Source organism: Pseudoalteromonas sp. NH0006-46 (genome assembly GCF_057547735.1).
This window is the reverse complement of the sequence record NZ_BAAJML010000002.1, coordinates 583,710-608,758: the sequence shown is the minus strand read 5'-3', so window position 1 is coordinate 608,758 and position 25,049 is coordinate 583,710. Positions and strand designations below refer to the sequence as shown.

Here is a 25,049-nt window from a genome sequence, read left to right as displayed (position 1 = left end):
TACAGCTATTATCATGTAATCACTATTGATAATCAAGCTTAGTGGCAATTAAAAAAGACGTTTATTGTTTTCTTGCTCTTTCATGCTTCGTAGCCAAAGCAAAACTTCAAAAAAGAACCCTGCCAAAATAAGAATAATAGCACCAGAGGCGTTACCCATTGCATAACAGGTAAACGACGCTATAAAAACTAAACTAGCTAATAACCAATTAATTATATTTTGCATGTGTGTGCTCCTGTGTGTGTTTTTTAACTGTATACCAAAATCAATTGGTTACAAAGTTTTTTAAAACCACCTAATTATAAATTCCCTTGAGCTCGCTAGTTCATATTGATAACCTAAGTGCTTTAAAGTTAAGAGCTATAAGTACATGCAAAGGTTCAAAGATAATCACCCAATTCATACCGACATCACTGTAGCATGGGCCGACATGGACGCCCTTCAGCACGTTAACAACGTGGTATACCTGCGTTATTTTGAAATAGCCCGAATAGACTTTTTAAATAAACTAAACTTATTCGACACCATTAAACCAGGTGGTATTGGCCCTGTAATAAGTGAAAATACGGTTCGCTATAAACGCCCGGTTACCTTTCCAGACACCCTAACTGTTGGCGTGACTATTTCAGATATTAAAACCGACCGATTTGTTATGAATTACAGTATATTTAGTCACGCACAAAATGCCATAACCACTACAGGCATATCAAAAGTAGTCATGTTTGATTTTAAAACGGGTGCAAAAGCGCCTATTACAGAGCCACTTTTATCAGCCTTAGTAAAATACGCCCAAGACGAGTAATAAGGAATTTTTATGCAATACAGCCCACTTGGTAGTAGCGGTGTTGATGTTTCAAGAGTCTGCTTAGGCAGTATGACCTGGGGCGTTCAAAACACCCAACGCGATGCAGACGAGCAAATAGCCTATGCATTAGATCGAGGCGTAAATTTTATTGATACAGCTGAAATGTACGCTGTTCCTCCCTCACCCGAAACCTACGGTAAAACAGAACATATTATTGGCGACTGGCTTTCTCGTAATCAACAAAAACGTAGCGACATAGTACTGGCAACAAAAATAGCAGGTAATGGCCTATCGTGGGTACGAGGTGGTGGCGATATAACGCGCCAAGCAGTTATAGAGGCGGTTGATAATTCCCTCAAGCGCTTGCAAACCGATTATATTGATTTGTACCAACTGCATTGGCCTAATCGTTCAACGCCACATTTTGCAAGGCAGTGGCCAGGAGTACTTAAATTTAGTGATGTAGATACGCACGCTCACCAAGCTGGCATGCTTGATATTTTAGAAGGCCTTAACGATTGTGTTAAAGCGGGTAAAATCAAACATTGCGGGCTTTCTGACGATACGCCTTGGGGGATAAGCCAATTTGTAAGCTTAGCCAAAGAGCATAACTTGCCACGCATGGTGTCTATTCAAAATGAATTTAGCTTAGCCCATGCTAAAGACTGGCCCTATTTAATTGAGCAATGTGTACACGAAGATATTGCCTATTTACCTTGGTCACCCCTCGCGGCTGGTTTATTAACAGGTAAATACCTTAATGGTGCTCGTCCTGAAGGTTCTCGATGGAGCTTTGCACAGCGAAACGGAATATTTAGAGATACGCCCAATGCTCAGCAAGCAACTAAGCAATATGCCGAGCTCGCATATGCAAACAACATAACGCCTGCACAACTTGCTCTTGCGTGGTGTAATCAGGTTGATGGAGTAACGTCTTCTATCATTGGCGCTACAACTATGGCGCAGTTAAAAGAAGACATAGACGCATTTAGCATTACTTTAGATGACGAAACCTTAGCAGGAATAGGAACTATTTTTAAAAACTTCCCTATGCCTTATTAGCTTAAGTTTGTACCTTAAAATTAATATTAAAGCAGGTAAATCACTACCTGCTTTTTTTTAAAACTAATAAAAATGAATGTTTATTATTGTTAATTATTACCTATACTAAAAGTATTACTTTTTAAAAAAAGTCTGTGCAATGGCAAAACGCGTATTATTAATTAGTTTGTTACTTATATCGTTTACAGCGCTTGGCACTGCTAAGAAAGTAGAGCCCATTAAAGAAATAATTTGGCTACAAAGCTACACCCCTCCGTTTCACATAACTAAAAGCGATAAAGCGCCACAGGGTGGCCTTTGCGATAACCTGACAGAGCAACTAATTAACACTATCACTGATGTAAAGCATACACGGCTTGTTGTTCCACAGCAGCGTATTAATAAGTATTTAAATGAAGGTAAAAATGTATGCTTTCCATGTGTTATTTATAAAAAGAATAATAATCACATACTCAAACTATCAAACCCAACAACGGTTTACCCACCATTTTCCGTATTAACAACTAAAGAATTAGCCCCTAAATTGACCAAAAAATATGGCTCACCAATCAATTTAATTAATTTATTAGCCGATCAACACTACATTTACGGCCAAGCTGCTGCGCGTAAATTTTCAAATAAAATAAACACAATTATTAGCAATACAAAAAGCAATAATAGCTCGTCACTTAGTTGGAGTAGTGAAAATGAAAGCCAGGCTGTCATTGCGCGCTTAAGTCATGGTTTTATAGATTACTCTATTGATTACCCATTTATGGCAGACTACTTTAATAAACAAGAAAGGTTTAATAACATAGTTAGTCTCCCTTTGGCTGGAAACGAAACTGACTTTATACGAGGTGCTGTGGGCTGTGCTGTAAAAGCAGAAAATAACTTTGCATCTCAAGCTATAAAAAAAATTAATGACGCATTAAAAACGACCATTTTACAATCACCTGAATACATTAAAAGCCAGCATATTTTTTTAAACTCTAATTTTGCTGACTTTAATAAACATTATCAACAGCAGGTTATTAACTTTGAACAACCTTCCATTGCTGCTCCAACAAACACTGCTCATTAGCGAATAAAGCAACGGTAAAGGTACTGTTTGCAACAACCTCACCAACTCCTGAAGGTGTGCCAGTCATCACTACGTCACCATCATCTAAGTGCATAAACTCGCTAATCTCTTGTAAAATTGCATCGGGTTTATGCAACATAAAATGAGTATCGCCTTGTTGCGTAACAACACCATTAATTTTTAGCTCAAATGTAAATTGTTGAGTGCTATCACTTAGCACAATAAAATCACTAAAAATAACAGAGCCATCAAATGCCTTTGCGCGCTCCCAAGGTAACCCTTTATTTTTTAATTTGCTTTGTACGGTACGCTTTGTTAAATCAAGGCCTAATCCTATACCTACAAACTTTTTATTTTTTACTACAAAGCATAATTCTGTCTCGTAGTGTAAAACATCATCATTATGAAGCGCTTTTAAAGAGTGAGTAATGGCACTATTAGGTTTGTTAAATAACACCATTTCATCGGGAGTTTCGTTATTTAACTCTGCAATGTGGGCTGTATAATTTCGACCCACACACACCACTTTTGAAGGCGTTAATCTTTCAGAGTCTAGTGTTATAAACTGCATATAATTTAAACCTTATGCTTTAACTTATAAGTGTTTCTAATAAGCCTAAATTTATAGGTTTTAATAAAACACGATCAATATTTAAATCCTTTATCTCTGTAGGATCAGGTTCCGCACCACTTACAATAACTAGGCGAAGTTCAGGATAACGTTCATTAACCTGCTCACCTAAATCAATTCCACTGCCATCGGGTAAATGCATATCTAGCAATACTTTATCAAATTGCTGATCGTGGTTAAGTATTTGCAAACACTGCGCGCAGCTTGATGCTATAACCGTCTCTACTCCTAAGCTTTCTAAAAGCAACTGGGTTATTTGTGCTGCATCGTCATCGTCTTCGACGAGTAAAAAGCGCTGCCTTTTTTCACTTAGCGCTTTAACTTGAATATCTTTTGCCTGAGGAGCATTTTCCGGCGACACTAAATAATCTTGAAGACATTGATATAGTGCACTGCTATCTACTGGTTTGGGTATCACATCGTTAAAACCAAGCGCGGCAAGCTCTTCGTGTATACCTTTCATTGTGGCAGCCGTAAGCGCAATTATTGGCCCTTTGTAGCCCATTTTTCTAAGCTCGATGGTTGCTTCTTTACCACCCATTACAGGCATATGAATATCAATAAAAATGATATCGTAAGGTGCCTTGTAGGCGTCGGCTATACGTACTTTCTCAAGTGCTTGTTGGCCATGCTCTGCATAGTCTACTCGCGCGCCGCAGCTACTGATCATGTGCCCAACGAGCATACGTAAGTCGCGTAAATCATCAACAACCAATACACGTCCATGCACTTTACTCGGCGTTAATTTACTTTGTAACTGCGGGACACTGCTAAAGTTAAGCACTTGCCGTTCAACATCACTAATGTCACCAGGGTACACCGAAATAGTAAAGGTAGAACCTTTGCCTATTTCTGAATGCAAACTTATATTGCCTTGCATACGAGATAATAGCTCTGCACATATTGCCAAGCCTAGCCCCGCACCGCCGACTGAGCGCGATTCAACATCCGCTATTTGTTCAAACGGTTTAAAAATCAGCTGTTGTTTTTCAGGGGCAATACCCATGCCTGAATCTTTAATGCTAAAAAAGAGCATTTCTTTGTTATCAACATGCTGCGTCCATGCCTTAACAACTATTTCGCCTTTATCGGTAAACTTAACTGCGTTATTAATTAAATTTATTAATATTTGTCGAACACGGGTGGCATCAAGGCGAGCAACAAGCGGGAGTGCTTGATCGGATTCAAAGCGTAAAGTTAAGCCTTTATCAAGCACCGACACACGCATTAACGTGTATACATCAGCAAGCATGCTATCAAGGTTTACTTCACTGAGCGTAAGCTCTAGCTTATCTGCGGCTATTTTTGATAAGTCTAATACATCATTAAGAAGGCTAAGTAAGTGCTTACCATTTCGATAAATAACCCCTAGCTCGTTTTCAGCTTGCTGGCTAAAGTCGCTTTGCATCAACAATTCTGTGTAACCTAAAATAGACGAAAGCGGTGTACGTAACTCATGACTTAGGTGTGCTAAAAAACGGTCTTTTGAACGGTTTTCAGCTTCCGCTTTTAATCGCTCTACCCGTTCTCCTTCAACATCTTTTCGGGCAAGGGCGTAACGAATTGCACGAGCAAAACGGCTTGAGCTCATTTCTCCTTTAATCAAATAATCAACGGCCCCGGCATCAAGTGCTGCAGAGTCTAACTCATCATCCGATTGCCCAGTTAGCATAATAATAGGCCCGCTAAAGCCATTTGCAATTGCCTCTTTTAAAACATCAAGCCCATTAGATGCACCCAAGCGGTAATCAAGCAAACAAATGTCGTGCTCGTTTTTACTGAGCGTTTCAATTGCTTGCTCTGGAGAACTTACCCATTGAACGTTAAACGTATGTGAGTCTAATTGTTCCAAATAGTCGCAGGTGAGTATGTAATCATCTTCATCGTCTTCTACAAGCAGCAATTGAGTCACTTTATCTAACATACAATCTCCATTAATCGTTAAAAGTACTTGGTAGCTCTACAAATTCAACCCAGTATTTGCCTAGTGTTTTCATTAAATCAACTAAGCCGTCAAAGGTAACTGGCTTGGTAATGTATGAAGCCGCACCTAAGTTGTACCCTTTAACCATATCTTCTTCTTGTTTCGATGTAGTTAAAATAACAACTGGAATCCCTTTTAAATTTGGGTTTGCTTTAATCGCCTCTAACGCCTCGCGGCCATCCATTCTTGGCATGTTTAAATCAAGCAAAATAAGTCCAGGGCGAGGAGAAACCTCTTTATCAGCAAACTTGCCCTTTCGCTCTAAGTACTCAAGAAGCTCAACACCATCTTCAACAAAGTGAAGCTCATTGAGCACTCGACTTTCCGCGAGTGCATCTTGCGTTAATAAGCGATCATCTTCGTCGTCATCTGCCATTAAAATAGTAATTGGTTTAACTTTTGTGTAGGGCATTTAAGCCTCTCCTTGCAAAGTGAAAAGCGCAGCTTCCACAGGTAATTTTATAATGAAGGTTGCCCCTTCACCGTCTTTACTTTTAGCCGTAATAGTACCGCCATGGCGTTCTACAATTCGTCTGCACACAGAAAGGCCAATACCCGTTCCTTTATACTGTGAACGACCATGTAAGCGCTGAAATGGTACAAATATTTTGTCGGCATAGTCTTGAGAAAACCCTATACCATTATCTTTTATAGTAATAACTTGAAAGCTTAATTCTGCATTGTGATCTTCATTAAAAATAGCTTCGTGTTCGTAGCTAATTTTTATATGCGGGCTCGCATCTGGGCGTCTAAATTTAACCGCATTGGACAGTAAATTTAAAAAAAGCTGCTGCATTTGGCTTTTATCTGCCTGAATAACCGGTAGTTCGGCCACTTCAATTTGCGCATCTGACTCTTTTATTGCAATTTCCAAATCGCTAAGAATGTCGTCTACTACTTCATTTAAGTTGGTATCATCAAAGTCCTTACCTCGTGTAGTAACACGCGAAAACTCTAACAAGTCGTTAATTAAGTTCGACATTCGCTGTGCGGCATTTTTCATACGTCCAATATAATCTAAGCCTTTTTCACCTAAATCATCTTTAAACATGGTTTCTAATCGGTCACTAAATGCCTGAATTTTACGAAGTGGCTCTTGCAAATCATGGCTTGCCACAAAGGCAAATTCCTCCAGCTCTCGGTTACTTCGGCTTAACTCGTCTGAATACAAAGTGAGCTCTTGTGTGCGCTCAGATACCTTACTAGCCAATGTTTCGTTTTGCTTTTCAAGATCAAACCGATATTGAGCCGCATTTCTCAGGTTCATACGCGTCATTACAAACATACCAATAATCAGTATTGCGCTAGTAATCGCGGTAATTGCAAACGTAATTTTAGCTTCGTTTTTAATTTGAGCGAGTTTAGAGAAATGGCTTACCTTAAACAGTAATTCACGGTCTTGAATATCATTAACACGTTCACGAATTTGCTTATAAAGCTCTCGGCCTTTGTGGGTGTTTAAAATAGCGAGTGCACGGCGCTCTTTATCATCAAGCGCTAAATTAACGGTGTTTTTTAGCTCTTCAATTTTACTTTCTGTCAATACAAGCAGCTGAGCTATCCGCTCTGATTGGCCATCAATTTCTGAGTGCAGAGACTTAACATGATCGGTTTGCGCTTCAAGCTGCCCAACTGCATCGTAGTAAGGTGTGAGGTAATCATCTTCCTCTGTCAGCAAGTAACCACGCTGCCCAGACTCTGCCTGTACAATAGATAAGTGCAATTGCTCTATTGCCGAACTTAGCATGTTGGTGTTATCTAAGCTTTTTTGTGTTTGAGTTAACCCTTGAATGGTATTTAATGCTAAAAATGCATTACCTACAATAATAGATAACACCACAACTATAAAAGCCGCCCACGTAACGTTTGCTTTACCTTGTTGTTTTTGCATGCTTATTTTACTTTCCTGTTTGCGTATAAAACACGCATTAATTATTGAGAATCAACAATTTGCTGTAAGCTTTCACTGCATTGCTGGCAATTAACAATAATTTTATTAAGTGCCTCAAGTGCTTTTTCTTTTGGCATATCGTTTTCAAGTACCAACTTAATTAACTCTGCATTCATCGAAATGCGATTTAAAGGGGCTCTTGCGTCATGAACTAATTTATTAAGCGGCTCCGGTTGATTGCTCTGTGTCATGTTATCTCTCAACTTATTTATACTCGCCAATACCACCATAGGCATTCAGACGGTTGTAAAGTGTTTTAGTACTAATGCCCAGCATTTGTGCAGCAAGTGTTTTATTTCCTTGTACCTTATCGAGTGTTGCATGAATAAGCTCTTTTTCAACTTCTTCTATGGTTTGCCCAGCCGATACCGCGTTGTCAGTGGCTTGATTGTTCACGCGAGAGAATGGCGACTCAAGATTATCTGGTAATGTCACTTCGCCTGATTTAGGGTCACTCATGATAAAAGCACGGTGTATTGCATGGCGGATTTCACGCACATTGCCAGGCCACTCATAACTTTGTAGCTCTTTAAGCTGTGCAGCAGTCCAACTAAATGCGGTGCCATTTTCATCGTTTAACTGATCTAAAAATGCTTTGGCCAACAGTGGTATATCGTCTTTTCGGTCTCTAAGTGGCGGTATGTCAATAGGAAACACTGCTAACCTAAAGTAAATATCTTCACGAATAACGTTATTTTGTGCTAAATCTTCTAACGAACGGTTGGTTGCAGAAATAACTCGGCAATTGGTTGGGATTTCTTTATTGCCACCAACACGGGTTACTTTTTTGGTTTCGAGAACGCGCAATAAATTAGGCTGCATATCAATTGGCATTTCGGTTACTTCATCTAAAAACAAAGTACCGTCGTTTGATTGCTCAAACACCCCTTCTTTACGCGCAATTGCACCTGTAAATGCGCCTTTCTCATGGCCAAACAACTCACTGCCAATCAGCTCTTTTGAAAGTGCGCCACAGTTACTAGCCACTAACGGGCCTTCGCATTGGCTCGCATTATGTATTGCTTGAGCCACTACCTCTTTACCTGCGCCACTTTCGCCCATCAGCATGACATTAGCGTTTGTTTTAGCCACGCGCTCAATCATGTTGTAAAGTTTTTGCATTGGCTCTGACTCACCAATTAAGCTGCCAAAATGACGCGTAATACCACCGGTTTTTGCCTTTTTAACGGCTACTTTTTTAGGGCCATTTAAAACAAGCTCTAAATCTTCCCGTTGTAGTGGTTTAAGAAGGTGGCCAATATTAGGCTCGCACATATCGGCTAATATTCCCTTCACTGAAGGGTGGCCCGATATAAGTGTAATTTTTGGAGACTGGCCAATTATTTTTAAATGATCAAGCAAGTGGAGTCCGCTTCCATCAGGTAACATAAAATCAAGTAGCACGTGATCAAAGGTATTATTTTCAAACCACTGGTGTGCTTCTTTTAAACTGGTTGCGGTGCTTATATTATGGCCGAGGAATTCGACTATGTGGCAAACAACGTCACTAAATTCAACGTCATCATCTACTAAAAGTATGTTTAACATGATAAATCCCTGTTCTTTTTTTTTATTCTACGCACCCTAAGAACTAATTTAAAGGTGTGTATTGAGCTAATCTTTTAAAACCTAAATGATTTGTTGTTTCATAATATCAGCCTTCTATATACGTAAGCTGAAAAAAAACGATCACAATAAAAATAATTTTTATTGGCAACTAATACTTATACCACTGATATACTCACTTTTTAATAGAAGGAGATGAAATGCAGCAATTAAAAACCCTAATCCACTCAGGTATTAATATAAACCAAGGCACTCATTTCACACGCATCACAGCGCGTGCCATAGTAATAAAAGATAATAAAATACTGCTTATGTACACCAATCGTTATGACGATTACAGCCTACCGGGCGGAGGTGTAGATGAAGGTGAAAGTATTGAAAAAGGCTTAATTCGCGAGCTAAATGAAGAAACCGGTGCGCAAAATATCACGGTAATTAAAGACTTTGGTCTCTACGAAGAATACCGCCCTTGGTATAAAGATGACTTTGATATTATTCATATAAAATCGTATTGCTATGTGTGTAACATTGCCGATAAGTTTGGAAAAGCAAAATTAGAACACTACGAACAGCAAAATGGCATGACTGCCAAGTGGGTAGATATAAACGATGCAATTGCACACAACGAGCGCACATTAGCAAATAGTGAAAAACAAGGCCTATCTATTTTACGTGAAACGTACCTGCTCAAACAAATTGCACAAACACTTTTCTAACGCTATTTAACTCCTTTATAAGTTTGTAAATTTTGCACTGACCAGTATTTTTTACCTTCCCTAATTTAAAAAAGCTATAAAAAAAAATAAAACAACAATTTAAAAACAAAATAGCCATTATTAATCAAAAGGTTAACCTTAGATTATTTATTAGATTATATTGGCCTTTGTTTTGCACCTACTTGCTTACATAAATTGTAAGGAGATAGGAATGAGCAATACAGTTAAAACGATTAATCCGGCAACTGAGCAAACCATCGATACCTACACGCTACTTTCTCAACATGAGGCTGAGCAAGTAATCGAAAAATCTCACGAAACATATTTAAAATGGCGTTTGACGTCGTTTGAAGAACGTGCAAAACATTTAAATGCCCTAGCAACACTTTTTGAAGAACAAAAAGAAGCCATTGCTAAATTAATGACCGAAGAAATGGGTAAAGTGTACGAGCAAGGTTTTCAAGAAGTTGAGTTGTGCGCGGGCATTTGCCGTTATACCGCTGAAAACGGCCCACAGGTGCTTGCAGATGAAGAGCGCGACATGGACGGAGGCCGCGCAATTATTAGTTACCAACCAACAGGCGTATTGTTAGGTATTCAACCTTGGAACTTTCCGCTTTATCAAGTTATACGTTACAGCGCGGCTAACATTATGGCCGGTAATACCACCGTTTTAAAACATGCGGGTAACGTATTTGGCATGGCTGAAAAAATTGAAGCCTTATTTAAACAAGCTGGTTTTCCTGAATACTGTTTTAGTAATTTATTAATTGATGGCAAAACGGCAAGCAGCCTAATTGCACACAAAGCAATTAGTGGCGTGACCTTCACTGGTAGTGATGCAACGGGTAAAAAAGTAGCTGAAGAAGCCGGTAAACATGTCAAAAAATCAGTACTAGAACTTGGCAGTAACGACGCTTACTTAGTGTTAGACGATGCTGATTTAGAACTAGCCGTTAAAACCTGCGTAATGGGCCGAATTATTAACAACGGCGAAACCTGTGTTTCTGCTAAACGCTTTGTAGTGGTTGAATCACTTTATCATGACTTTAAAGCACAAATTAAAGAACAGTTTGAAGCGTTAAAAATGGGCGACCCAATGGCCGATGATACAGACCTTGGCCCAATGGCACGTGAAGACTTACGCGACGGTATTCATGACCAAGTCATGCAATCGGTTAAAGCAGGTGCAAATATTGTAACCGGGGGTGAAATTCCATCGCAAACGGGTTATTACTACCCGCCCACAATTGTTGATAACTTATCGCCGGGTATGCCTGCATACGACGACGAATTATTTGGCCCTGTCGCTTCACTTATTAAAGCAAAAGACAACGACGATGCCATGCGTATCGCCAACGACTCTCGCTATGGTTTAGGCGGTGGTATTTTTTCTAAAGATGAGAAAAAAGCCATCGAACTGGCTAAAAAGCACTTTGATACCGGTATGATCAACATTAACGGCTATGGTTTAGCGCAGCCAAACCTACCGTTTGGCGGTGTTAAAGAAAGCGGCTACGGCCGAGAGCATGGTGGCTTTGGGATGCGCGAATTTGTGAATATTAAATGTATTATGGTTAATAGCTAATTTAGCTACACACGTGAAATACACGTATTAAAAAAGTATTAATACGTATTTTAAAAATATTATTAAGCCTAAAGGTGAGCAATCACTTTTAGGCTTTTTTATGAGCGAATCTCCATGGTTTTATGCACGAATAGATCCATCCTACAAGTGTATTTAAAGCCATAAACACAGTGAGAAAAATTAAAATAAATCTTAATTTTGATATTAAAAACAGATGCTTAGCTTACATTTCAGAAAGCCAGGCTTGGCAGGTAAGAGTGATGAGCAAACGGTCAGCAAACTCGTTTGTGGACAAAAACGAGTTAGAGCCGAAGGACGGCTCTGTAAAATGTATAGTGATAACAACACCCTGCTAAGCCGCAGAAACGTAGTTGATTGTTTGATAGCTGCCAGTACAATTAAGTATTTAGGAGCCTCATCACATAATTGCATTCCCCAGCCTTTATTTCTATGTAGGGCTAAATAAACTAATCAGTGTTTAAGGCTAAAGAGAATGTGATTCTTCTGTCACTAACTTCTGCACTTAATTGCGCATCAATTGCTTTACTAAGCGTTTTAGCGATTGATAACCCCAATCCAAAGTTATCATTCGATGTTCTTGAAGTGTCTTTTTGCCATAAAGGGTCAAATAATTGGTCGATATCGTTATCATTCAAAGGTTCAATAAGGGAGTTACTAACTGATAGTATTAAACGTTTTTCTTTTGCAGTCTTCGTGGAGACTAAAATTTTTGAATCTAGTGGACTGTATTGTTTAGCGTTGTTAACTAAATTGCTAATAATTGATTCGAGGGCAAACAAGTTGCTTATAATTGCTGGTGCACTCTCATTCAACTCCAAATTTACACGCGATAAATCAGTGTTTTCTAAGACTCTGGTAATAACTTGATTTAAATCACAAGCATCTTGTTTTATTAGCTTACCATCACTGTATTTATGTAATAGCAATAAGTTCGAAACGATATTTTTAAGCCGTAAACTTATTTTCAACGCTTCTGGCTTAAAATCCTCATTGAGTTCTATCTCATTTGGAAACCTGATAGCAACTTCAGCCATATTAATCAATTCGGCAATGGGCGTTTTTATTTCATGGGCAATATCGGATGTAAGTCGCTTTTCCCTTAGGTAAAGTTGTCTATTCTCTTTAATAAAGGCGTTTAAACTTTCAACAATAGGCAAGAGTTCTTGAACTGGCTCTTGTATAAATATCTGTGAACCTTCACTGGTAATACTTAACTGACTAATATCTTGGTTGAGTTTAATTAATGGCGCAAGTGATGTATCTATCGCCTTCCTGACAAATAATCGAATAAATACAATAACTGCAATTGTGGTCACTATAAAAATAACATCAATCAACCAAAGTACAAAATCAACTTCCTCAGAAGACGCTGCATAAGCTAAAGTCAGTGGCTCATCATTTGTTTTTTTATGTGTATCTTCTGATGTATTGTCTTTTCCTTTTGGTATAAAACGACTATAAAACACTCGACCATCTCGGCCATCAGGTAATTGTAAAAGGCGTATTTTTGATTCGCCAATCTCCAAGTCTTCAAATGGTAAGTTTTTAACCTCAAATAAATCTAAACTTTTGGAGCGAGTGAAAGTGCCTTCTTTGCTCCATATTTGAAAGTACTCAGGCTCTATTTCCCCTGCAAACTCAGGCATAAACTCACTAGAAAAGTTAAACGAAAAACCTTCATTAGTTTTATGTACTAAGGTCATTAACATACCTGCTTTTGATTGCAGGCTGCGATCAAACTCATTATCTATCCAACTATCAACAGCAATGTCGGTTGCCAACAAAATGCATAAAACAAAGCTAGTTATAGTTACCGAGAGTGTAACAACTAATTTACTGCGAATAGATTTCATTATTGTCCTTGTACAATATAACCAAAACCACGTTTGGTTTGAATTGGCAGCTCCCCTCCTGCAACTCTTACTTTTTTGCGAGCAGATGATAGATGGGCTTCAATCGAGTTCTTTGATATCAAATCATATTGCCCTGCAAGGTAGGTACTTAGCTTTTCTGCACTAAACACTTTATTTTGATTGCTAAATAAACATTCGACGATTTTGTACTCATTGGGTGTTAAGTCAATAACATTGTCAGCAACTTTTAGCAGTTTTAACTGTAAATTCAGTGCTAAATTATCAATGGTTATGATATCACTCATCATCTTCAATCCTCCACGGCGCATTAAATTTAGCAGTCGAGCGTGGAGCTCATCAAATGAAAAGGGTTTAGTCAGATAATCATCCGCTCCTGTTAAAAGCCCTAAAACACGGTCTTCAGGTTCTTGCTTAGCTGACAAAATTAAGACTTTAGAATCAAGCTGTTTGGTTCTTATGGTTTGCAATAAAGTAATACCATCGATACTCGGTAACATAATATCAAGTATTATAAGCTCATACCCACCTGTCATCGCCATACTCAGCCCTTGTGCACCATCACCGGTGTCATCAACCGCAAAGCCTAGATTTGCTAAGCCAATTCGTAAACTACGCCTTAGTGACGCTGAATCTTCAATTATTAATAACTTCATGTGTTACTCATTCACCTGAAATGCAACTTCATCATTAGGTTACGCCATATAGCTTAAGTTTTACTTAAGACTTGCTTAAGTTTCCATAGTTTAGCCAATATTAAGTTTAGACTCAGGATTTCTTAAGTTTCGGTTTTTAGTATTGCTGCAATTATTAAGATCGAGCACAACTATGACAGCAAATACTTCCGTTTTAAAACCCTTGTTGCGTTTTACTATTATATTGATATCAATCTTTATAACTTCCCGCATTGCTTTATTGTTTTGGCAACATTCAAGATTAAATGATGGTGATATTTGGCCGATCATATCAGGAGCAATCAGAATAGACTTAAGTAGCATTGGATACTTAGCAACTATTGGGGTTTTTATACTGATACTGCATGTAGTTGCACGCCATAAAACAGAGCTTTTCCAGCGTATTTTTACACTTTACGGTAGCAGCGTTGTAACTGTAGTTGTTATTGTTGAAGCATCAACACCTGCATTCATCAATCAATATGATGTAAGGCCTAACCGATTATATATTGAATACCTTGATTACCCACAAGAAGTCTTCTCAATGTTAGTGCATGGCCATCTTTTTGCAATGCTAAGTACATTGCTTTTGGCCTCGTTAACAAGCGTTTATAGCTATCGCCTTTTATGCAGGGCATTCACACAACCACAGTCACTGAAAAAAGCATCCAATTTACCCATTCTAATGGCTGCTTTAATAATCTGCTTATTTGCTGCTAGAGGTACATTGAGCCACCGGCCGCTTAATCCTGCATTAGTCTATTTTTCTCAAGATTCACTAGTAAACTCACTTGTTCTTAACTCCACTTACAGTGTTGCGTTTGCGCTGAAAAACATGGGTAACGAAAAAAGTGCCAGTAATTTGTATGGCACAATGCCTCGTCAACAAATTATAGATACGGTCAAAAAGGCTTCTTATCGAAAACAGTTTGTCACCGGAAATATTCCAACCTTGGCGCACAACAAGCCTTTTGTGTCTGGTGTTAAAAAAAACTTAGTTATAATACTTGAGGAAAGTTTAGGTGCCCGATTTGTTGGGGAACTTGGTGGGTTAGATATTACGCCTGAACTTGATGAGCTTTATCAACAAGGGTGGGGATTTGACAACCTTTATGCTACGGGCACGCGATCCGTAAGAGGTATTGAAGCAATTACCACAGGTTTTACACCATCACCATCTCGCTCGGTAGTTAAACTATCTAAATCGCAGCATAACTTTTTTTCACTAGCGGATGTATTGAGTCAAGAAGGTTACAAAACACAGTTTATCTACGGCGGTGAAAGCCATTTTGACAATATGAAAAGCTTTTTTCTAGGAAACGGGTTTAACGATATTGTTGACATCAACCATATTGAAAATCCCCAGTTTATCTCCTCTTGGGGGGTAAGTGATGAGGACTTATTCAATCAAGCAGATAAAGAACTGACTAAATTAAGTAATTCGACAGAGCCATTTTTTAGTCTTGTATTTACTTCTAGTAATCACGATCCGTTTGATATACCACAAGGCAAAGTATCGCTACCCAAAGGGCATAACCCTGAAAACTATAAGCGTGATCTTGCAATTAAGTATGCCGATTACGCACTAGGGAAATTTATAAATAAAGCAAAAACACGGTCGTACTGGGAAAACACCGTATTTTTGGTTGTGGCAGACCATGATGTGCGTGTTTTTGGCTCTGAACCTGTCCCTTTGAAGTCTTTTCATATACCCGCTGTTATTTTAAACAGCGATATGAAAAGTAAACGCGATCCAAGACTCGTTAGTCAAATTGATCTACCTGTTACATTGTTGTCACTTTTAGGAATTGACCAAGCAACCCCTATGCTGGGCTTTGATCTAACTAAAAGTTACCCAGTTGAACGTGCAATGATGCAGTACTACGACAATTTTGCATACCTAGAAAATGATCGCGCTGTCATCCTAATGCCAAATCAACAAACCAGCTATTGGCGCTATAACAAACAAACCAAAATACAAGAAAAAAATGAACAGCAAAACGCAGATCAAACGTTAGCTGAAAAGGCACTCGCTCATGTGTTATTTAGCAACTTAGCTTACACCGAGCAGCTTTATCGTTTAGCTAATAAAAATAGCGATAAGGAATAATTATGAAAATTGCTTTTAAAAGATTTTGTATTTCGTCTTGGCAAGTAAGTTACAGCCAATTTGTTTGCTTAGTTTCAATGTATATCGTTATCGCATTTAATGGCTTGTTTTTATACAATACTTTTATGGCTGCAACACAGTCAGGGCATATAAATTGGCTTTTTATCGCGTCAATCCCTCTATTGCTTTTCTCATTGACTGTTTTAGTTTTAAGTTGGTTGTCCTTAATTACTTTTGTTAAACCTATACTTCTATTTAGTGTTTTAGTTTGCTCATTGTTGTTTTATTCAACACTTAACTATGGCGTTATTTTTGACAAAAGCATGTTACAAAATATCGTTGAAACAAATTCAGGTGAAGCATTTTCATATTTAAACTTTCAGCTTGTGTTATTTATTGTTTTATTGGGAGTTGTACCTACTTACTTATTTTCCAAGTTCACAATTATTGGGAGTTTTAGAGCACGTTTAAAAAGCTTTGCAAAGCTAAATCTACTTGCTTTGCTCTGTTGTGCCTTAATAGTAGTAACTTTTTATAAAGAATACGCTTCTGTTGGGCGTAACAACCGACAACTAACAAGTTATATCACCCCGTTTTCATTCTATACAGCGGGTTATAAATACCTGAGGGATAATTACTTTTATCCACCATTACCTTTCAAGGTACTCGATAAATTGCCCAGTTTAAAAAATAAAACGAGCACTTCGCTAACAGTAATGGTTGTCGGGGAAACAGCTCGGGCGGCTAACTTTTCACTACAAGGCTATAGTAGAGCAACGAATGCTTATACTCCCAAGTTAGGCGTAAAGTATTTTAGTGATGTTTCATCATGTGGAACGGCGACGGCTATTTCAGTCCCCTGTATGTTTTCACGACTGAACCGCAAAGAATATGATTCTCGGCTTGCTAGTAGTCAAGAAAATGCTCTAGACATTATTCAGCGTAGTGGTGTTGAAGTAACATGGATTGATAATAACAGCAGCTGTAAAGGAGTGTGTGCTCGCATCAAATCGGACAACATTGAGCCGAATAAAGAAGATCCGTTATGTGATGGTCATTACTGTTTTGATGAAATATTAGTTACGAAACTAGCAGACAAGATAGCTACTAGTAACGCTAAACATAAATTGGTTGTTCTACATATGATAGGCTCACATGGACCAACTTATTATCGTCGTTACCCTGAACACGAGAGTTTGTTTAAACCTGATTGCTCTCGAAGCGATATTCAGAACTGTAGTACAACTGAACTAACAAACACATATGATAATACTATCGCATACACAGACAAGGTGTTGAGCCAGTTGATAAAAGTATTACAAACAAGTAACGAAACGAAGAAGTCACTCCTATATGTGTCAGATCACGGTGAGTCACTTGGTGAGAAAGGTTTATACCTTCACGGGTTTCCATATGCATTAGCACCAAGCGAGCAAACCCATATTCCAATGATTTTTTGGAGTAATAAACTCGCTAACTCTAAATTTAATCATTGTATTGAGTTACAACGCTTAAAAGCATTTTCACACGACAATATTTTTGACACTTTACTTGGCTTAACTCAAGTAAGCAGCAGTCAATACCAACCTGAATACGATATTTTTAACGCCTGTAAGGCCCTAAGTCTATAAAGAGAGTTTCCAATGCAATTTGATAGTGCAAATAAGCCGTCAGGTATTAATCGAATAGTTTTAGCTTTTAAAAATTCACAGCGTGCATTTAAATGGCTTGCTAAAAATGAAGCCGCTTTTAAACAAGAGCTTTTTTTACTCGCTTTATCGCTAACTATTATTTCGATTTGGCAGATAGGTATTTACGAAAAGGTCATGCTACTAATCTCTGTTTTATTTGTGATATTCGCAGAGGTTGTTAATACAGCAATAGAAGCAACAATAGACAGAGTTGGCTTAGAGATTCATCCATTGTCAGGTCTCGCTAAAGATTTAGGCTCCGCAGCAGTATTAATTGCGCTATTGATATGTTCATTCGTCTGGATTTCTGTATTTATAAGCTATATTGGTTATTTTTAAAATTTATCCAATCTCAATGATCGCTGATCGCTTATCGCTCAATTGCGACCGTCGCCTAAACTCGTTTTAGGGCAGAAACGAGTTAAACCTGGAAGGCAACTCCACGCCCTGAGCCACTCGACAACATAAAATATTGATTATAACTGGCAAGGTATTTTACTGTGTCGGATGGCGCTTCGCTTGTCCGACCTACACTAGCTGATGAAGTATCATGAATCAAACCTGAGCGTTCAAGTTAAAACGTATTCAACTAACAGCTAAAAACTAATAGCTAACAGCTAGCTCTTCTCAAACTTTGGCACCTTTCGCTTATCGGCTTTGCTCATAGTCAGTTCTGCTACTTCCTCTTGCTTTAACTTGTCGGGTTTGTCCTCTAATGACTGCTGATTGGCATTTTCATAAGAAAGCTCAGTAAGCAGCGCAAAGTGGTCTGAGCCATATTTTGCGAGGCGCTTAATACGTTTTACTTTGAACCCTTGGCTATGAAATAGATGATCGAGCGGCCAGCGCATAAAAAAGTAACCAGCATGGAATGTGTTATAAAAACCGCGACCTTTACGGGGATCTAAAAAGCCACTTATTTGCATAAATAAACGTGTGCTGCGCGACCAAGCTACATCATTTAAATCGCCCGCTACAATGGTTGGGCGAGTTGGATTTTTTACTGCTTTGGCAACCATGATTAATTCGCTATCACGCGGACGCGATGAATCTTCTTCAGTTGGGCTAGGTGGTGCGGGGTGAATAAAGTGCCCCTGCATTTTTAGGCCTTCGTCGTTTTCAAATAAAATATGAATTGAAGGAATATCATCTTCAATGAGCTCACATATTTGGGCATCGAGTAATTTAAATTTGCTGTATAAATGCATGCCATAGCGGTTGTCTTTCGGGCATTCTATATAGTAAGGGTAATCTTTTTTAAGCACCGATAACTTTTCTTCCCACCAGCTATCGCTTTCAAGGGTAATGAGTAAATCAGGTTTATGCTGGTTTACCAACGTTATTAGTTGCTCGCTATTGTGATTCGACATAAGGACATTTGCCGACATTATTCTTATGCTGTGCTGGCTATTTTTACTTGCGCTTTGTACTTCTTTTTTTGCAAGCCAAGTATAAGGAAAAATCCACTTCCCTTGTAATATCATAATAATTAAGGCTACGATCGTAATAAAAGCATAGTGTGTATTACTGTTTAACCATAATAAAAATAACGCGCTAACAAATATAAAACTAGCAATATAAAACACCTGTAAGCGGACAAAGTCGCAACTTCTAACCAAGTAGTGTTGGCTGTATGACATAGGTAGTAAAGTTACCAGTAAAAAAAAGCCAGTAGTTACAGCCAACAATGTAAGCATTACTTAAATCCCTTTAAATTAATTTAGCGACTCAAAATTGATAAGATTTCTCGTGTGTCGTGTACTAAGTGAATAATTTTACGGTCGATTTCAATACTTACAGTACCATTATTTTTCGAACGTTCAACAACTCTACCACGTTTGTATATATCAACTTCTAAAATGTCACCGGTATAGTAACGCTTACTTTTACCAGGTGGGGTCCACCCTGCACGAAGTAGCTGCTTTTTCTCTTTTTTAGAAAGAGAGTTATGATCATGATGCTTGTGTTTTTTATGGCCAACCTTTTTACCTTGGTGCTGACCATAATTATTTTTGTTTGGTTTAGCCTGTGCACCAACTGATGCCAGCGCAAGTGTGATGAGTGCGGTATAAATAACTGCTTTCATGGATATCTCCAGTGCTAATAGTCATCTAAGACTAACAAGCTAGGATGAACATCAAATGAAATAGCCCTTAAATTTAAACTTACGGTGTTAACGGTGTTTATACTGAGTTTTACAGTGGCTGCGCATAATAGCGGGATCGCGTAACTTTAAGTGCTTAGTTTTACGCCCTGCGTGGCGCTTACGCCACACTTTAAAGCTTCCCTTAGAAATATGATCTCGCATAAAAACGACAAGCTGAGGGTATTTTAATCCGTATAATTGTTCAATGGCTTCGAAGGGCGTTCTGTCTTCCCATGCCATTTCTATGATGCGTGATTGCTGCTCTGCGTCAAACATAATGCCTTCCAAAAATGTTTATATACGCGTTAATAATACGCATAGATCATCAATTTCATGAGTCACTTTAAAATTAAAAAATAGGTTATATACTTAAAAGAAAATGGATTTGATAGTTATGCGCTTTATTTTATTAATCTTCGCTTTAACGGCGTCATCGTTAGCCTTTGCCGAACCAGGTAAAACATTGCGCTGCGTTACAACTCACTACCCGCCTTATACTATTTTCGACGAGCAAAAAAACACATTTACAGGCTCAGACATTGATCTGATAAATTACTTAAAGCAAAGCTTAGGTTTAAACATTAAAGTAATACACTTACCCTGGGCACGTGTAAAAAAAGAAATGATCCTAAACTATTACGACTGTTATTTTTCCTTGGCGACAAATACACTGCGCGAAAAACATTTAGAGTTTACTCAGCACCCTACACATGTCACCAAATTTGGACTATTTGCTTTAGATAAAAATTCGCTAAATAACGAAGACTTTTCTCACACTAGAGTAGCTATGCTCCGAGGCGTTGCTTTACCTAATGAAATAGCTGATAAATACAAAATATTGCCTAAAAATATAATACATTCACTTTCAACATCAGATTCATTTAAATTATTAGAAAAAAAACGCGTTGATTATGTAATCACCAATTATCAGGCTGGTCTTTGGTTTGCTAAAAATAATACAGACATTTATGCTCGCCAGTTTGATGAATCTAGCTTGCCTGTTTATATTGCATTTAAACAAGGTGTCGTTGACATAAACATAATTAATGAGCAAATTAAACGCTTTAATGACCGCTAATTGGTTAGCGTTAGTATGTGCTTTAACGCAACAAGTTTAAATGCATACAAAAACCACATATCATCAGCCTAAGCTATTTTTACAACGTTTTAGGTATGTATGAAATATTATTGTTTGCCGCTCATTTTGCCGTTTAGCCAACCTGTTTTTGCTGATCAGAAAAGTACTGACCCAATTGAAGTTATTACCACTACAGCATCAAGGGTAGAAGCACTTTCTGCCCCCCTTCCATTGTCGATCTCTACATTAACCGAGGCGCAACTCAATAGTATTGCACCTACTCATATTGAAGAAGCCCTACAACGCGTTGCTGGCGCTAATATACAACGCGGCAATGGCCAAGAATATTTACCTGCGCTTCGCTCCCAGGTTTTATCAGGTGCCGGCGCATGTGGTGGTGTGTTAACTTTAGAAGATGGTATTGCCCTTCGGGCTGCGGGCTTTTGTAATATAAACGAGCTATTTGAAGCGCATAGCGAAATGGCAAAGCGTATTGAAGTATTAAAAGGCCCGGGCTCTGCGCTTTATGGCTCTAACGCTGTGCATGGTGTTATTAACGTAATAACGCCCGATACCACCCAGGGTGGCGGTTTATTAGGCCTAGATTATGGCTCATACGGTTACGCACGCGTTAAATTACGCGCAGGAAAAAACTATGGCAACAGTGGTATTGGCATAAACGCTAGCATTACTGACGACACAGGGTATCGTGATGATGAAAGTGTTAAGCAGCAAAAAGTAAACATTCGTCATCGTTTAGAGCGTGATAACGTATTGCTTACGTCGGGTATCACATACACACATTTAGATCAGCAAACGGCTGGTTTTATTACAGGGTTCGAAAGCTATAAAAATGAAGATATAGCACAGCAAAACTTTGACCCTGAGGCATTTAGAAAGGCAACCTCCTTGCGCGCATGGAGTAATGCAACATGGCAATTAGCCAATAACGATGTGCTTTCTACCACTGTGTATATGCGCGATCAAAACATGGACTTTTTTAAGCACTTTTTGCCGGGCACGCCGCTTGAAAAAAACAGTCAAACAGGTATTGGAATTCAATCGCTTTATCAGCACCCTATAAATAATAACGTAACTATAAACTTAGGCTTAGATGGCGAGTATACCCAAGCCTCATTTTTACAAAGTCAAAATGAGGCAACGCAAGGATCTGCATTTTTAGTCGCTACCGTGCCACAAGGTAAGCATTATGATTACGATGTTAATGCGACCCTCTATGCACCATTTGCATCACTAGATTGGCAATTAAATAAATGGCTGATAACCGCAGGGGTGCGTTACGAACACATGCAGTACGACTACACAAACAATATACTTGCGGGCAGAACAAAAGAAGACGGCAGCGAGTGTGGGTTTGGTGGCTGTAGGTACAGCCGCCCTGCCAGCACTGAAAATAGCTTTAGCAATGCCTCGCCTAAGCTTGGAATAAGTTACCAGTACAACACTAATAACACGTTTTACGCCAACTTTTCTCGTGGTTACCGAGCACCACAAGCTGCAGAGTTGTACCAACTACAACGTATGCAAACCACGACTGATTTAAATGAAGAAATAGCCAACAACGCCGAATTTGGTTTAAAAGGAATATACAGTAAACTTAGTTACGGCTTATCTATCTATGCCATGAGCAAGCACAATACTATTTACCGCGATAGCGACTTTTTTACTGTAAATGATGGCAGCTCTCGCCATAGAGGGGTTGAACTTGAGCTTGATTATCAATTAACAAATAATGTGTCGGTTAACTTTGCAGGCACACATGCCAAACACAGTTACACAAATGATCAGATAATTAATGGCTCAAACATAAATGGCAACGACATAGATACGGCGCCTCGCAACATCGCAAACCTCGATGTTATTTGGCAAGCGCTTAGTAATGCACGGTTTGCATTACAGTGGCATCATGTTGGAAACTATTACACAGACCCCGAAAACTTAAATAAATACGAAGGCCACTCAGTTTTAAGTTTTAGAGCACAATGGCAAGTAACTAAAAATGTTGAGGTTTTGGCTCGCATTATTAACCTAACCGACGAAGCCTATGCTGAGCGAGCTGATTACACCAGTTTTACTGGCGATAGATACTTCCCGGGTAAACCACGCAATGCAATGTTATCGGCATCGTATACTTGGTAAATAAAGCTTATTTAAACAAAGCGACTTATATACGCTGTAAGTCGTTTTGTTTTTTTATTACAAGCATACGTTTAATCAAGCATTTACAGGACTAATTTTGTGGAGTGCTATCAAATGCATCAACATGATGTAAATCATCAAGCCAAGGCAGTGCTGACTTCGTCCAAATTTGTATTGAAGGTTTAAATAAATCACGTTGAGCAATCGCCCCTATGCGTAGCCCATATATGCGATCGATAGGTGACTCATTTGTTGCATAAAGTGATGTGCCGCAATTGGCACAAAAACCTTGCGCTCGCTTATTGCCACTTTGCGCTGTTTTTACATACTCTTTAGGTTGCCCTTTTGTAAAATTAACCGAATTAAGCTCTGCAATTACAACGGCTCTAAATGGGCCACTCGACATGCGTTGGCAATCACTACAGTGGCACACTACTACATTATTATTTTGTGACGTGGCCTCGTAAGTTATATCGCCACAAAAACAGCTTCCTGTAATTTTCATATAGTAACCCTCTAACTTAGTTCTATAAAACCTTCACATATATTTACGTACTGTACTTAAAGTACATTGAGTTAGCTTATGACTTTCACTAACTCAATTTTTAGGAGTCTACTTTTTACTTTCTAAGTAATCGACCGCTAACTGGCTCAATGCTTTAGTGCCTACTTTAAATGATGACTCATCAGCATAAAAATAAGGTGAGTGATTACTTGGTACCGTTTTTAAATCTTGGCTATTTGGCGTACCACCTAAAAATACAAATACACTGGGGATTTCTAATGCATAAAACGAAAAGTCTTCTGCACCAGTAATTTTATCCATTTCCACTACGTTACTTTTACCCGCCGCTTTTGCAAGGGTTGGTAGCATCTGTGCAGTAAGGGCCGGGTTATTAACCGTTACCGGGTAGCCTTCGTGAATATGTACATCGGCTGTTGCTCCCGACGACTTAGCAATATGTGTAGCCGTTGTTTTTATTTTTTCAAAAATCTGTGCTCTATTATTCATGTCAAAATTGCGAATAGTACCTACCATTTCAACTTTTTCAGGAATTATATTGTTACGCACCCCACCTGCTATTTTGCCAAACGAGACTATTGCTGGCTCTTTGGTTATGTTTACTTGGCGGCTCACAATATGATTAACGCCCGTTACTATTTGTGCAGCTGCTGCAATAGGATCTACACCTGTCCAAGGAGCTGATCCATGCGCTTGGCGGCCATTAACCGTTATTTCAAACCGGTCAGAACTTGCCATAGCTGGGCCGCTTCGATAACCAATTTTTCCCGTATGTAGGCTCGATGTTATGTGAAGACCAAATGCCACGTCGGGTTTATATTTAGTAAATATCCCCTCTTTTAGCATTAACTCAGCACCGCCTTCTTCACCTATGGGTGCGCCTTCTTCTGCAGGCTGAAACACAAACATAATATTACCGTGCAGCTCGCTTTTCATATCGGCCAATACTTGTGCTGCCCCCATCAACATGGCGACATGCGTGTCATGCCCGCAGGCATGCATAACTCCCACATCTACACCGCGGTAGTTTGTTGTTTTTGTTGATTTAAAGGGTACATCTGTTTTTTCGGTTACAGGCAGTGCATCCATATCAGCACGTAACATTACCGTAGGCCCCGGTTTTGCGCCTTTTAAAATACCCACTACGCCGGTGTAAGCAATGTTGGTTTGTACTTGCATACCCAACGACTTCAAATGTTTAGCCACAATACCTGCGGTACGTGTTTCGCGGTTACCCAACTCTGGGTTTTGGTGAAAATCGCGTCGCCATTCTATTACTTGCTGCTCTACATTTTTAACGTGCTGATCAAGGTTTGCCTTTGCGTTAAACGCACCGAGCGCAGCAAAACCCAATGCCACTGAAAGTAGTGATTTTTTCATCCTATTTTCCTTTATTATTTTAATGAAAC

The 25,049-nt window shown here is 38.8% G+C and carries 24 protein-coding genes; 10 read left to right on the top strand and 14 right to left on the bottom strand.

What is annotated here, in order from left to right:
- Window positions 1-48: 48 nt before the first annotated feature.
- Entirely contained in the window at window positions 49-225 is a 177-nt protein-coding gene (locus AC27I2_RS07640; protein ID WP_171034614.1) for a hypothetical protein, read from the bottom strand.
- A 145-nt stretch (window positions 226-370) separates the two neighbouring features.
- Here AC27I2_RS07640 and AC27I2_RS07635 point away from each other — a divergent pair, with 145 nt between their 5' ends.
- From AC27I2_RS07635 to AC27I2_RS07625, 3 genes are all read left to right on the top strand, one after another.
- Window positions 371-802, top strand: a complete 432-nt coding sequence (locus AC27I2_RS07635; protein WP_487203898.1) for an acyl-CoA thioesterase — start codon at window positions 371-373, stop codon at window positions 800-802.
- A 12-nt stretch (window positions 803-814) separates the two neighbouring features.
- Complete coding sequence (locus tag AC27I2_RS07630) at window positions 815-1,867, top strand: aldo/keto reductase (protein ID WP_058404243.1); 1,053 nt, start codon at window positions 815-817, stop codon at window positions 1,865-1,867.
- Between the two features lie 139 nt (window positions 1,868-2,006).
- Window positions 2,007-2,930: an ABC transporter substrate-binding protein gene (locus AC27I2_RS07625; RefSeq protein ID WP_487203897.1), complete on the top strand. Its 924-nt coding sequence runs from the start codon at window positions 2,007-2,009 to the stop codon at window positions 2,928-2,930.
- On the opposite strand, the gene AC27I2_RS07620 is transcribed toward AC27I2_RS07625, so the two are convergent.
- Genes AC27I2_RS07620 through AC27I2_RS07595 form a run of 6 tightly spaced genes read right to left on the bottom strand, consistent with a single transcriptional unit; the run spans window position 2,881 to window position 9,044 of the window.
- The gene (locus AC27I2_RS07620; RefSeq protein ID WP_487203896.1) at window positions 2,881-3,501 is read right to left on the bottom strand and encodes a fumarylacetoacetate hydrolase family protein; all 621 of its coding nucleotides are present in this window, start codon (window positions 3,499-3,501) and stop codon (window positions 2,881-2,883) included. The two genes, AC27I2_RS07625 and AC27I2_RS07620, sit on opposite strands and share 50 nt — an antisense overlap.
- A 19-nt stretch (window positions 3,502-3,520) precedes the next feature.
- Window positions 3,521-5,485, bottom strand: coding sequence for a response regulator (locus tag AC27I2_RS07615; RefSeq protein ID WP_138529759.1), 1,965 nt, complete (start codon window positions 5,483-5,485; stop codon window positions 3,521-3,523).
- 10 nt (window positions 5,486-5,495) lie between these two features.
- Window positions 5,496-5,957 (bottom strand): response regulator, encoded by a 462-nt coding sequence (locus AC27I2_RS07610; protein WP_008126515.1) that lies wholly within the window; start codon window positions 5,955-5,957, stop codon window positions 5,496-5,498.
- Window positions 5,958-7,442 (bottom strand): sensor histidine kinase, encoded by a 1,485-nt coding sequence (locus AC27I2_RS07605; protein WP_138529761.1) that lies wholly within the window; start codon window positions 7,440-7,442, stop codon window positions 5,958-5,960.
- A 35-nt stretch (window positions 7,443-7,477) separates the two neighbouring features.
- On the bottom strand, window positions 7,478-7,687 hold the full coding sequence (locus tag AC27I2_RS07600) for a histidine kinase (RefSeq protein WP_058404238.1): 210 nt from the start codon (window positions 7,685-7,687) through the stop codon (window positions 7,478-7,480).
- 13 nt (window positions 7,688-7,700) lie between these two features.
- Window positions 7,701-9,044, bottom strand: coding sequence for a sigma-54-dependent transcriptional regulator (locus AC27I2_RS07595; protein ID WP_487203895.1), 1,344 nt, complete (start codon window positions 9,042-9,044; stop codon window positions 7,701-7,703).
- Between the two features lie 218 nt (window positions 9,045-9,262).
- Here AC27I2_RS07595 and AC27I2_RS07590 point away from each other — a divergent pair, with 218 nt between their 5' ends.
- Entirely contained in the window at window positions 9,263-9,778 is a 516-nt protein-coding gene (locus tag AC27I2_RS07590; protein WP_058404236.1) for an NUDIX hydrolase, read from the top strand.
- 211 nt (window positions 9,779-9,989) lie between these two features.
- Complete coding sequence (locus AC27I2_RS07585) at window positions 9,990-11,366, top strand: NAD-dependent succinate-semialdehyde dehydrogenase (RefSeq protein WP_487203894.1); 1,377 nt, start codon at window positions 9,990-9,992, stop codon at window positions 11,364-11,366.
- 467 nt (window positions 11,367-11,833) lie between these two features.
- Here AC27I2_RS07585 and AC27I2_RS07580 read toward each other — a convergent pair whose 3' ends face one another.
- A complete protein-coding gene (locus tag AC27I2_RS07580; protein ID WP_487203893.1) occupies window positions 11,834-13,240 on the bottom strand; it encodes a sensor histidine kinase in 1,407 nt (468 codons plus the stop codon).
- The gene (locus tag AC27I2_RS07575) at window positions 13,240-13,914 is read right to left on the bottom strand and encodes a response regulator transcription factor (RefSeq protein ID WP_058404233.1); all 675 of its coding nucleotides are present in this window, start codon (window positions 13,912-13,914) and stop codon (window positions 13,240-13,242) included. The genes AC27I2_RS07580 and AC27I2_RS07575 overlap by 1 nt, the downstream gene beginning before the upstream one ends.
- A gap of 172 nt (window positions 13,915-14,086) precedes the next feature.
- Here AC27I2_RS07575 and AC27I2_RS07570 point away from each other — a divergent pair, with 172 nt between their 5' ends.
- Genes AC27I2_RS07570 through AC27I2_RS07560 form a run of 3 tightly spaced genes read left to right on the top strand, consistent with a single transcriptional unit; the run spans window position 14,087 to window position 18,072 of the window.
- Window positions 14,087-16,042 carry an LTA synthase family protein gene (locus AC27I2_RS07570; RefSeq protein ID WP_487203892.1) on the top strand — a complete coding sequence of 652 codons (1,956 nt, stop codon included), beginning with the start codon at window positions 14,087-14,089 and terminating at the stop codon, window positions 16,040-16,042.
- A gap of 2 nt (window positions 16,043-16,044) precedes the next feature.
- Window positions 16,045-17,673 (top strand): phosphoethanolamine transferase, encoded by a 1,629-nt coding sequence (locus tag AC27I2_RS07565; RefSeq protein WP_487203891.1) that lies wholly within the window; start codon window positions 16,045-16,047, stop codon window positions 17,671-17,673.
- Window positions 17,674-17,685: 12 nt separating this feature from the next.
- Complete coding sequence (locus tag AC27I2_RS07560; protein ID WP_487203890.1) at window positions 17,686-18,072, top strand: diacylglycerol kinase; 387 nt, start codon at window positions 17,686-17,688, stop codon at window positions 18,070-18,072.
- Between the two features lie 278 nt (window positions 18,073-18,350).
- Here AC27I2_RS07560 and AC27I2_RS07555 read toward each other — a convergent pair whose 3' ends face one another.
- The 3 genes from AC27I2_RS07555 to AC27I2_RS07545 form a co-directional block, all read right to left on the bottom strand.
- Window positions 18,351-19,430: an endonuclease/exonuclease/phosphatase family protein gene (locus AC27I2_RS07555; RefSeq protein WP_058404230.1), complete on the bottom strand. Its 1,080-nt coding sequence runs from the start codon at window positions 19,428-19,430 to the stop codon at window positions 18,351-18,353.
- 23 nt (window positions 19,431-19,453) lie between these two features.
- Complete coding sequence (locus tag AC27I2_RS07550) at window positions 19,454-19,819, bottom strand: hypothetical protein (RefSeq protein WP_058404229.1); 366 nt, start codon at window positions 19,817-19,819, stop codon at window positions 19,454-19,456.
- A gap of 87 nt (window positions 19,820-19,906) precedes the next feature.
- Complete coding sequence (locus AC27I2_RS07545) at window positions 19,907-20,155, bottom strand: TIGR03643 family protein (protein ID WP_058404228.1); 249 nt, start codon at window positions 20,153-20,155, stop codon at window positions 19,907-19,909.
- A 118-nt stretch (window positions 20,156-20,273) separates the two neighbouring features.
- On the opposite strand from AC27I2_RS07545, the gene AC27I2_RS07540 reads away from it, so the two are divergent.
- Together AC27I2_RS07540 and AC27I2_RS07535 are read left to right on the top strand one after the other, a co-directional pair.
- Window positions 20,274-20,957 (top strand): substrate-binding periplasmic protein, encoded by a 684-nt coding sequence (locus AC27I2_RS07540; RefSeq protein WP_058404227.1) that lies wholly within the window; start codon window positions 20,274-20,276, stop codon window positions 20,955-20,957.
- Between the two features lie 99 nt (window positions 20,958-21,056).
- Window positions 21,057-23,117: a TonB-dependent receptor gene (locus AC27I2_RS07535; protein ID WP_487203889.1), complete on the top strand. Its 2,061-nt coding sequence runs from the start codon at window positions 21,057-21,059 to the stop codon at window positions 23,115-23,117.
- A 91-nt stretch (window positions 23,118-23,208) separates the two neighbouring features.
- On the opposite strand, the gene AC27I2_RS07530 is transcribed toward AC27I2_RS07535, so the two are convergent.
- Together AC27I2_RS07530 and AC27I2_RS07525 are read right to left on the bottom strand one after the other, a co-directional pair.
- Window positions 23,209-23,622, bottom strand: coding sequence for a GFA family protein (locus AC27I2_RS07530; protein ID WP_058404225.1), 414 nt, complete (start codon window positions 23,620-23,622; stop codon window positions 23,209-23,211).
- Between the two features lie 108 nt (window positions 23,623-23,730).
- Window positions 23,731-25,020 carry a M20 family metallopeptidase gene (locus AC27I2_RS07525; RefSeq protein WP_487203888.1) on the bottom strand — a complete coding sequence of 430 codons (1,290 nt, stop codon included), beginning with the start codon at window positions 25,018-25,020 and terminating at the stop codon, window positions 23,731-23,733.
- Between the last annotated feature and the right edge of the window lie 29 nt (window positions 25,021-25,049).

Bases quoted from the DNA above. Each gene is read 5' to 3' on its own strand.
- AC27I2_RS07640 (WP_171034614.1), bottom strand. From the start codon at position 225: ATGCAAAATATAATTAATTGGTTATTAGCTAGTTTAGTTTTTATAGCG.
- AC27I2_RS07635 (WP_487203898.1), top strand. From the start codon at position 371: ATGCAAAGGTTCAAAGATAATCACCCAATTCATACCGACATCACTGTA.
- AC27I2_RS07630 (WP_058404243.1), top strand. From the start codon at position 815: ATGCAATACAGCCCACTTGGTAGTAGCGGTGTTGATGTTTCAAGAGTC.
- AC27I2_RS07625 (WP_487203897.1), top strand. From the start codon at position 2,007: ATGGCAAAACGCGTATTATTAATTAGTTTGTTACTTATATCGTTTACA.
- AC27I2_RS07620 (WP_487203896.1), bottom strand. From the start codon at position 3,501: ATGCAGTTTATAACACTAGACTCTGAAAGATTAACGCCTTCAAAAGTG.
- AC27I2_RS07615 (WP_138529759.1), bottom strand. From the start codon at position 5,485: ATGTTAGATAAAGTGACTCAATTGCTGCTTGTAGAAGACGATGAAGAT.
- AC27I2_RS07610 (WP_008126515.1), bottom strand. From the start codon at position 5,957: ATGCCCTACACAAAAGTTAAACCAATTACTATTTTAATGGCAGATGAC.
- AC27I2_RS07600 (WP_058404238.1), bottom strand. From the start codon at position 7,687: ATGACACAGAGCAATCAACCGGAGCCGCTTAATAAATTAGTTCATGAC.
- AC27I2_RS07595 (WP_487203895.1), bottom strand. From the start codon at position 9,044: ATGTTAAACATACTTTTAGTAGATGATGACGTTGAATTTAGTGACGTT.
- AC27I2_RS07590 (WP_058404236.1), top strand. From the start codon at position 9,263: ATGCAGCAATTAAAAACCCTAATCCACTCAGGTATTAATATAAACCAA.
- AC27I2_RS07585 (WP_487203894.1), top strand. From the start codon at position 9,990: ATGAGCAATACAGTTAAAACGATTAATCCGGCAACTGAGCAAACCATC.
- AC27I2_RS07580 (WP_487203893.1), bottom strand. From the start codon at position 13,240: ATGAAATCTATTCGCAGTAAATTAGTTGTTACACTCTCGGTAACTATA.
- AC27I2_RS07575 (WP_058404233.1), bottom strand. From the start codon at position 13,914: ATGAAGTTATTAATAATTGAAGATTCAGCGTCACTAAGGCGTAGTTTA.
- AC27I2_RS07570 (WP_487203892.1), top strand. From the start codon at position 14,087: ATGACAGCAAATACTTCCGTTTTAAAACCCTTGTTGCGTTTTACTATT.
- AC27I2_RS07565 (WP_487203891.1), top strand. From the start codon at position 16,045: ATGAAAATTGCTTTTAAAAGATTTTGTATTTCGTCTTGGCAAGTAAGT.
- AC27I2_RS07560 (WP_487203890.1), top strand. From the start codon at position 17,686: ATGCAATTTGATAGTGCAAATAAGCCGTCAGGTATTAATCGAATAGTT.
- AC27I2_RS07555 (WP_058404230.1), bottom strand. From the start codon at position 19,430: ATGCTTACATTGTTGGCTGTAACTACTGGCTTTTTTTTACTGGTAACT.
- AC27I2_RS07550 (WP_058404229.1), bottom strand. From the start codon at position 19,819: ATGAAAGCAGTTATTTATACCGCACTCATCACACTTGCGCTGGCATCA.
- AC27I2_RS07545 (WP_058404228.1), bottom strand. From the start codon at position 20,155: ATGTTTGACGCAGAGCAGCAATCACGCATCATAGAAATGGCATGGGAA.
- AC27I2_RS07540 (WP_058404227.1), top strand. From the start codon at position 20,274: ATGCGCTTTATTTTATTAATCTTCGCTTTAACGGCGTCATCGTTAGCC.
- AC27I2_RS07535 (WP_487203889.1), top strand. From the start codon at position 21,057: ATGAAATATTATTGTTTGCCGCTCATTTTGCCGTTTAGCCAACCTGTT.
- AC27I2_RS07530 (WP_058404225.1), bottom strand. From the start codon at position 23,622: ATGAAAATTACAGGAAGCTGTTTTTGTGGCGATATAACTTACGAGGCC.
- AC27I2_RS07525 (WP_487203888.1), bottom strand. From the start codon at position 25,020: ATGAAAAAATCACTACTTTCAGTGGCATTGGGTTTTGCTGCGCTCGGT.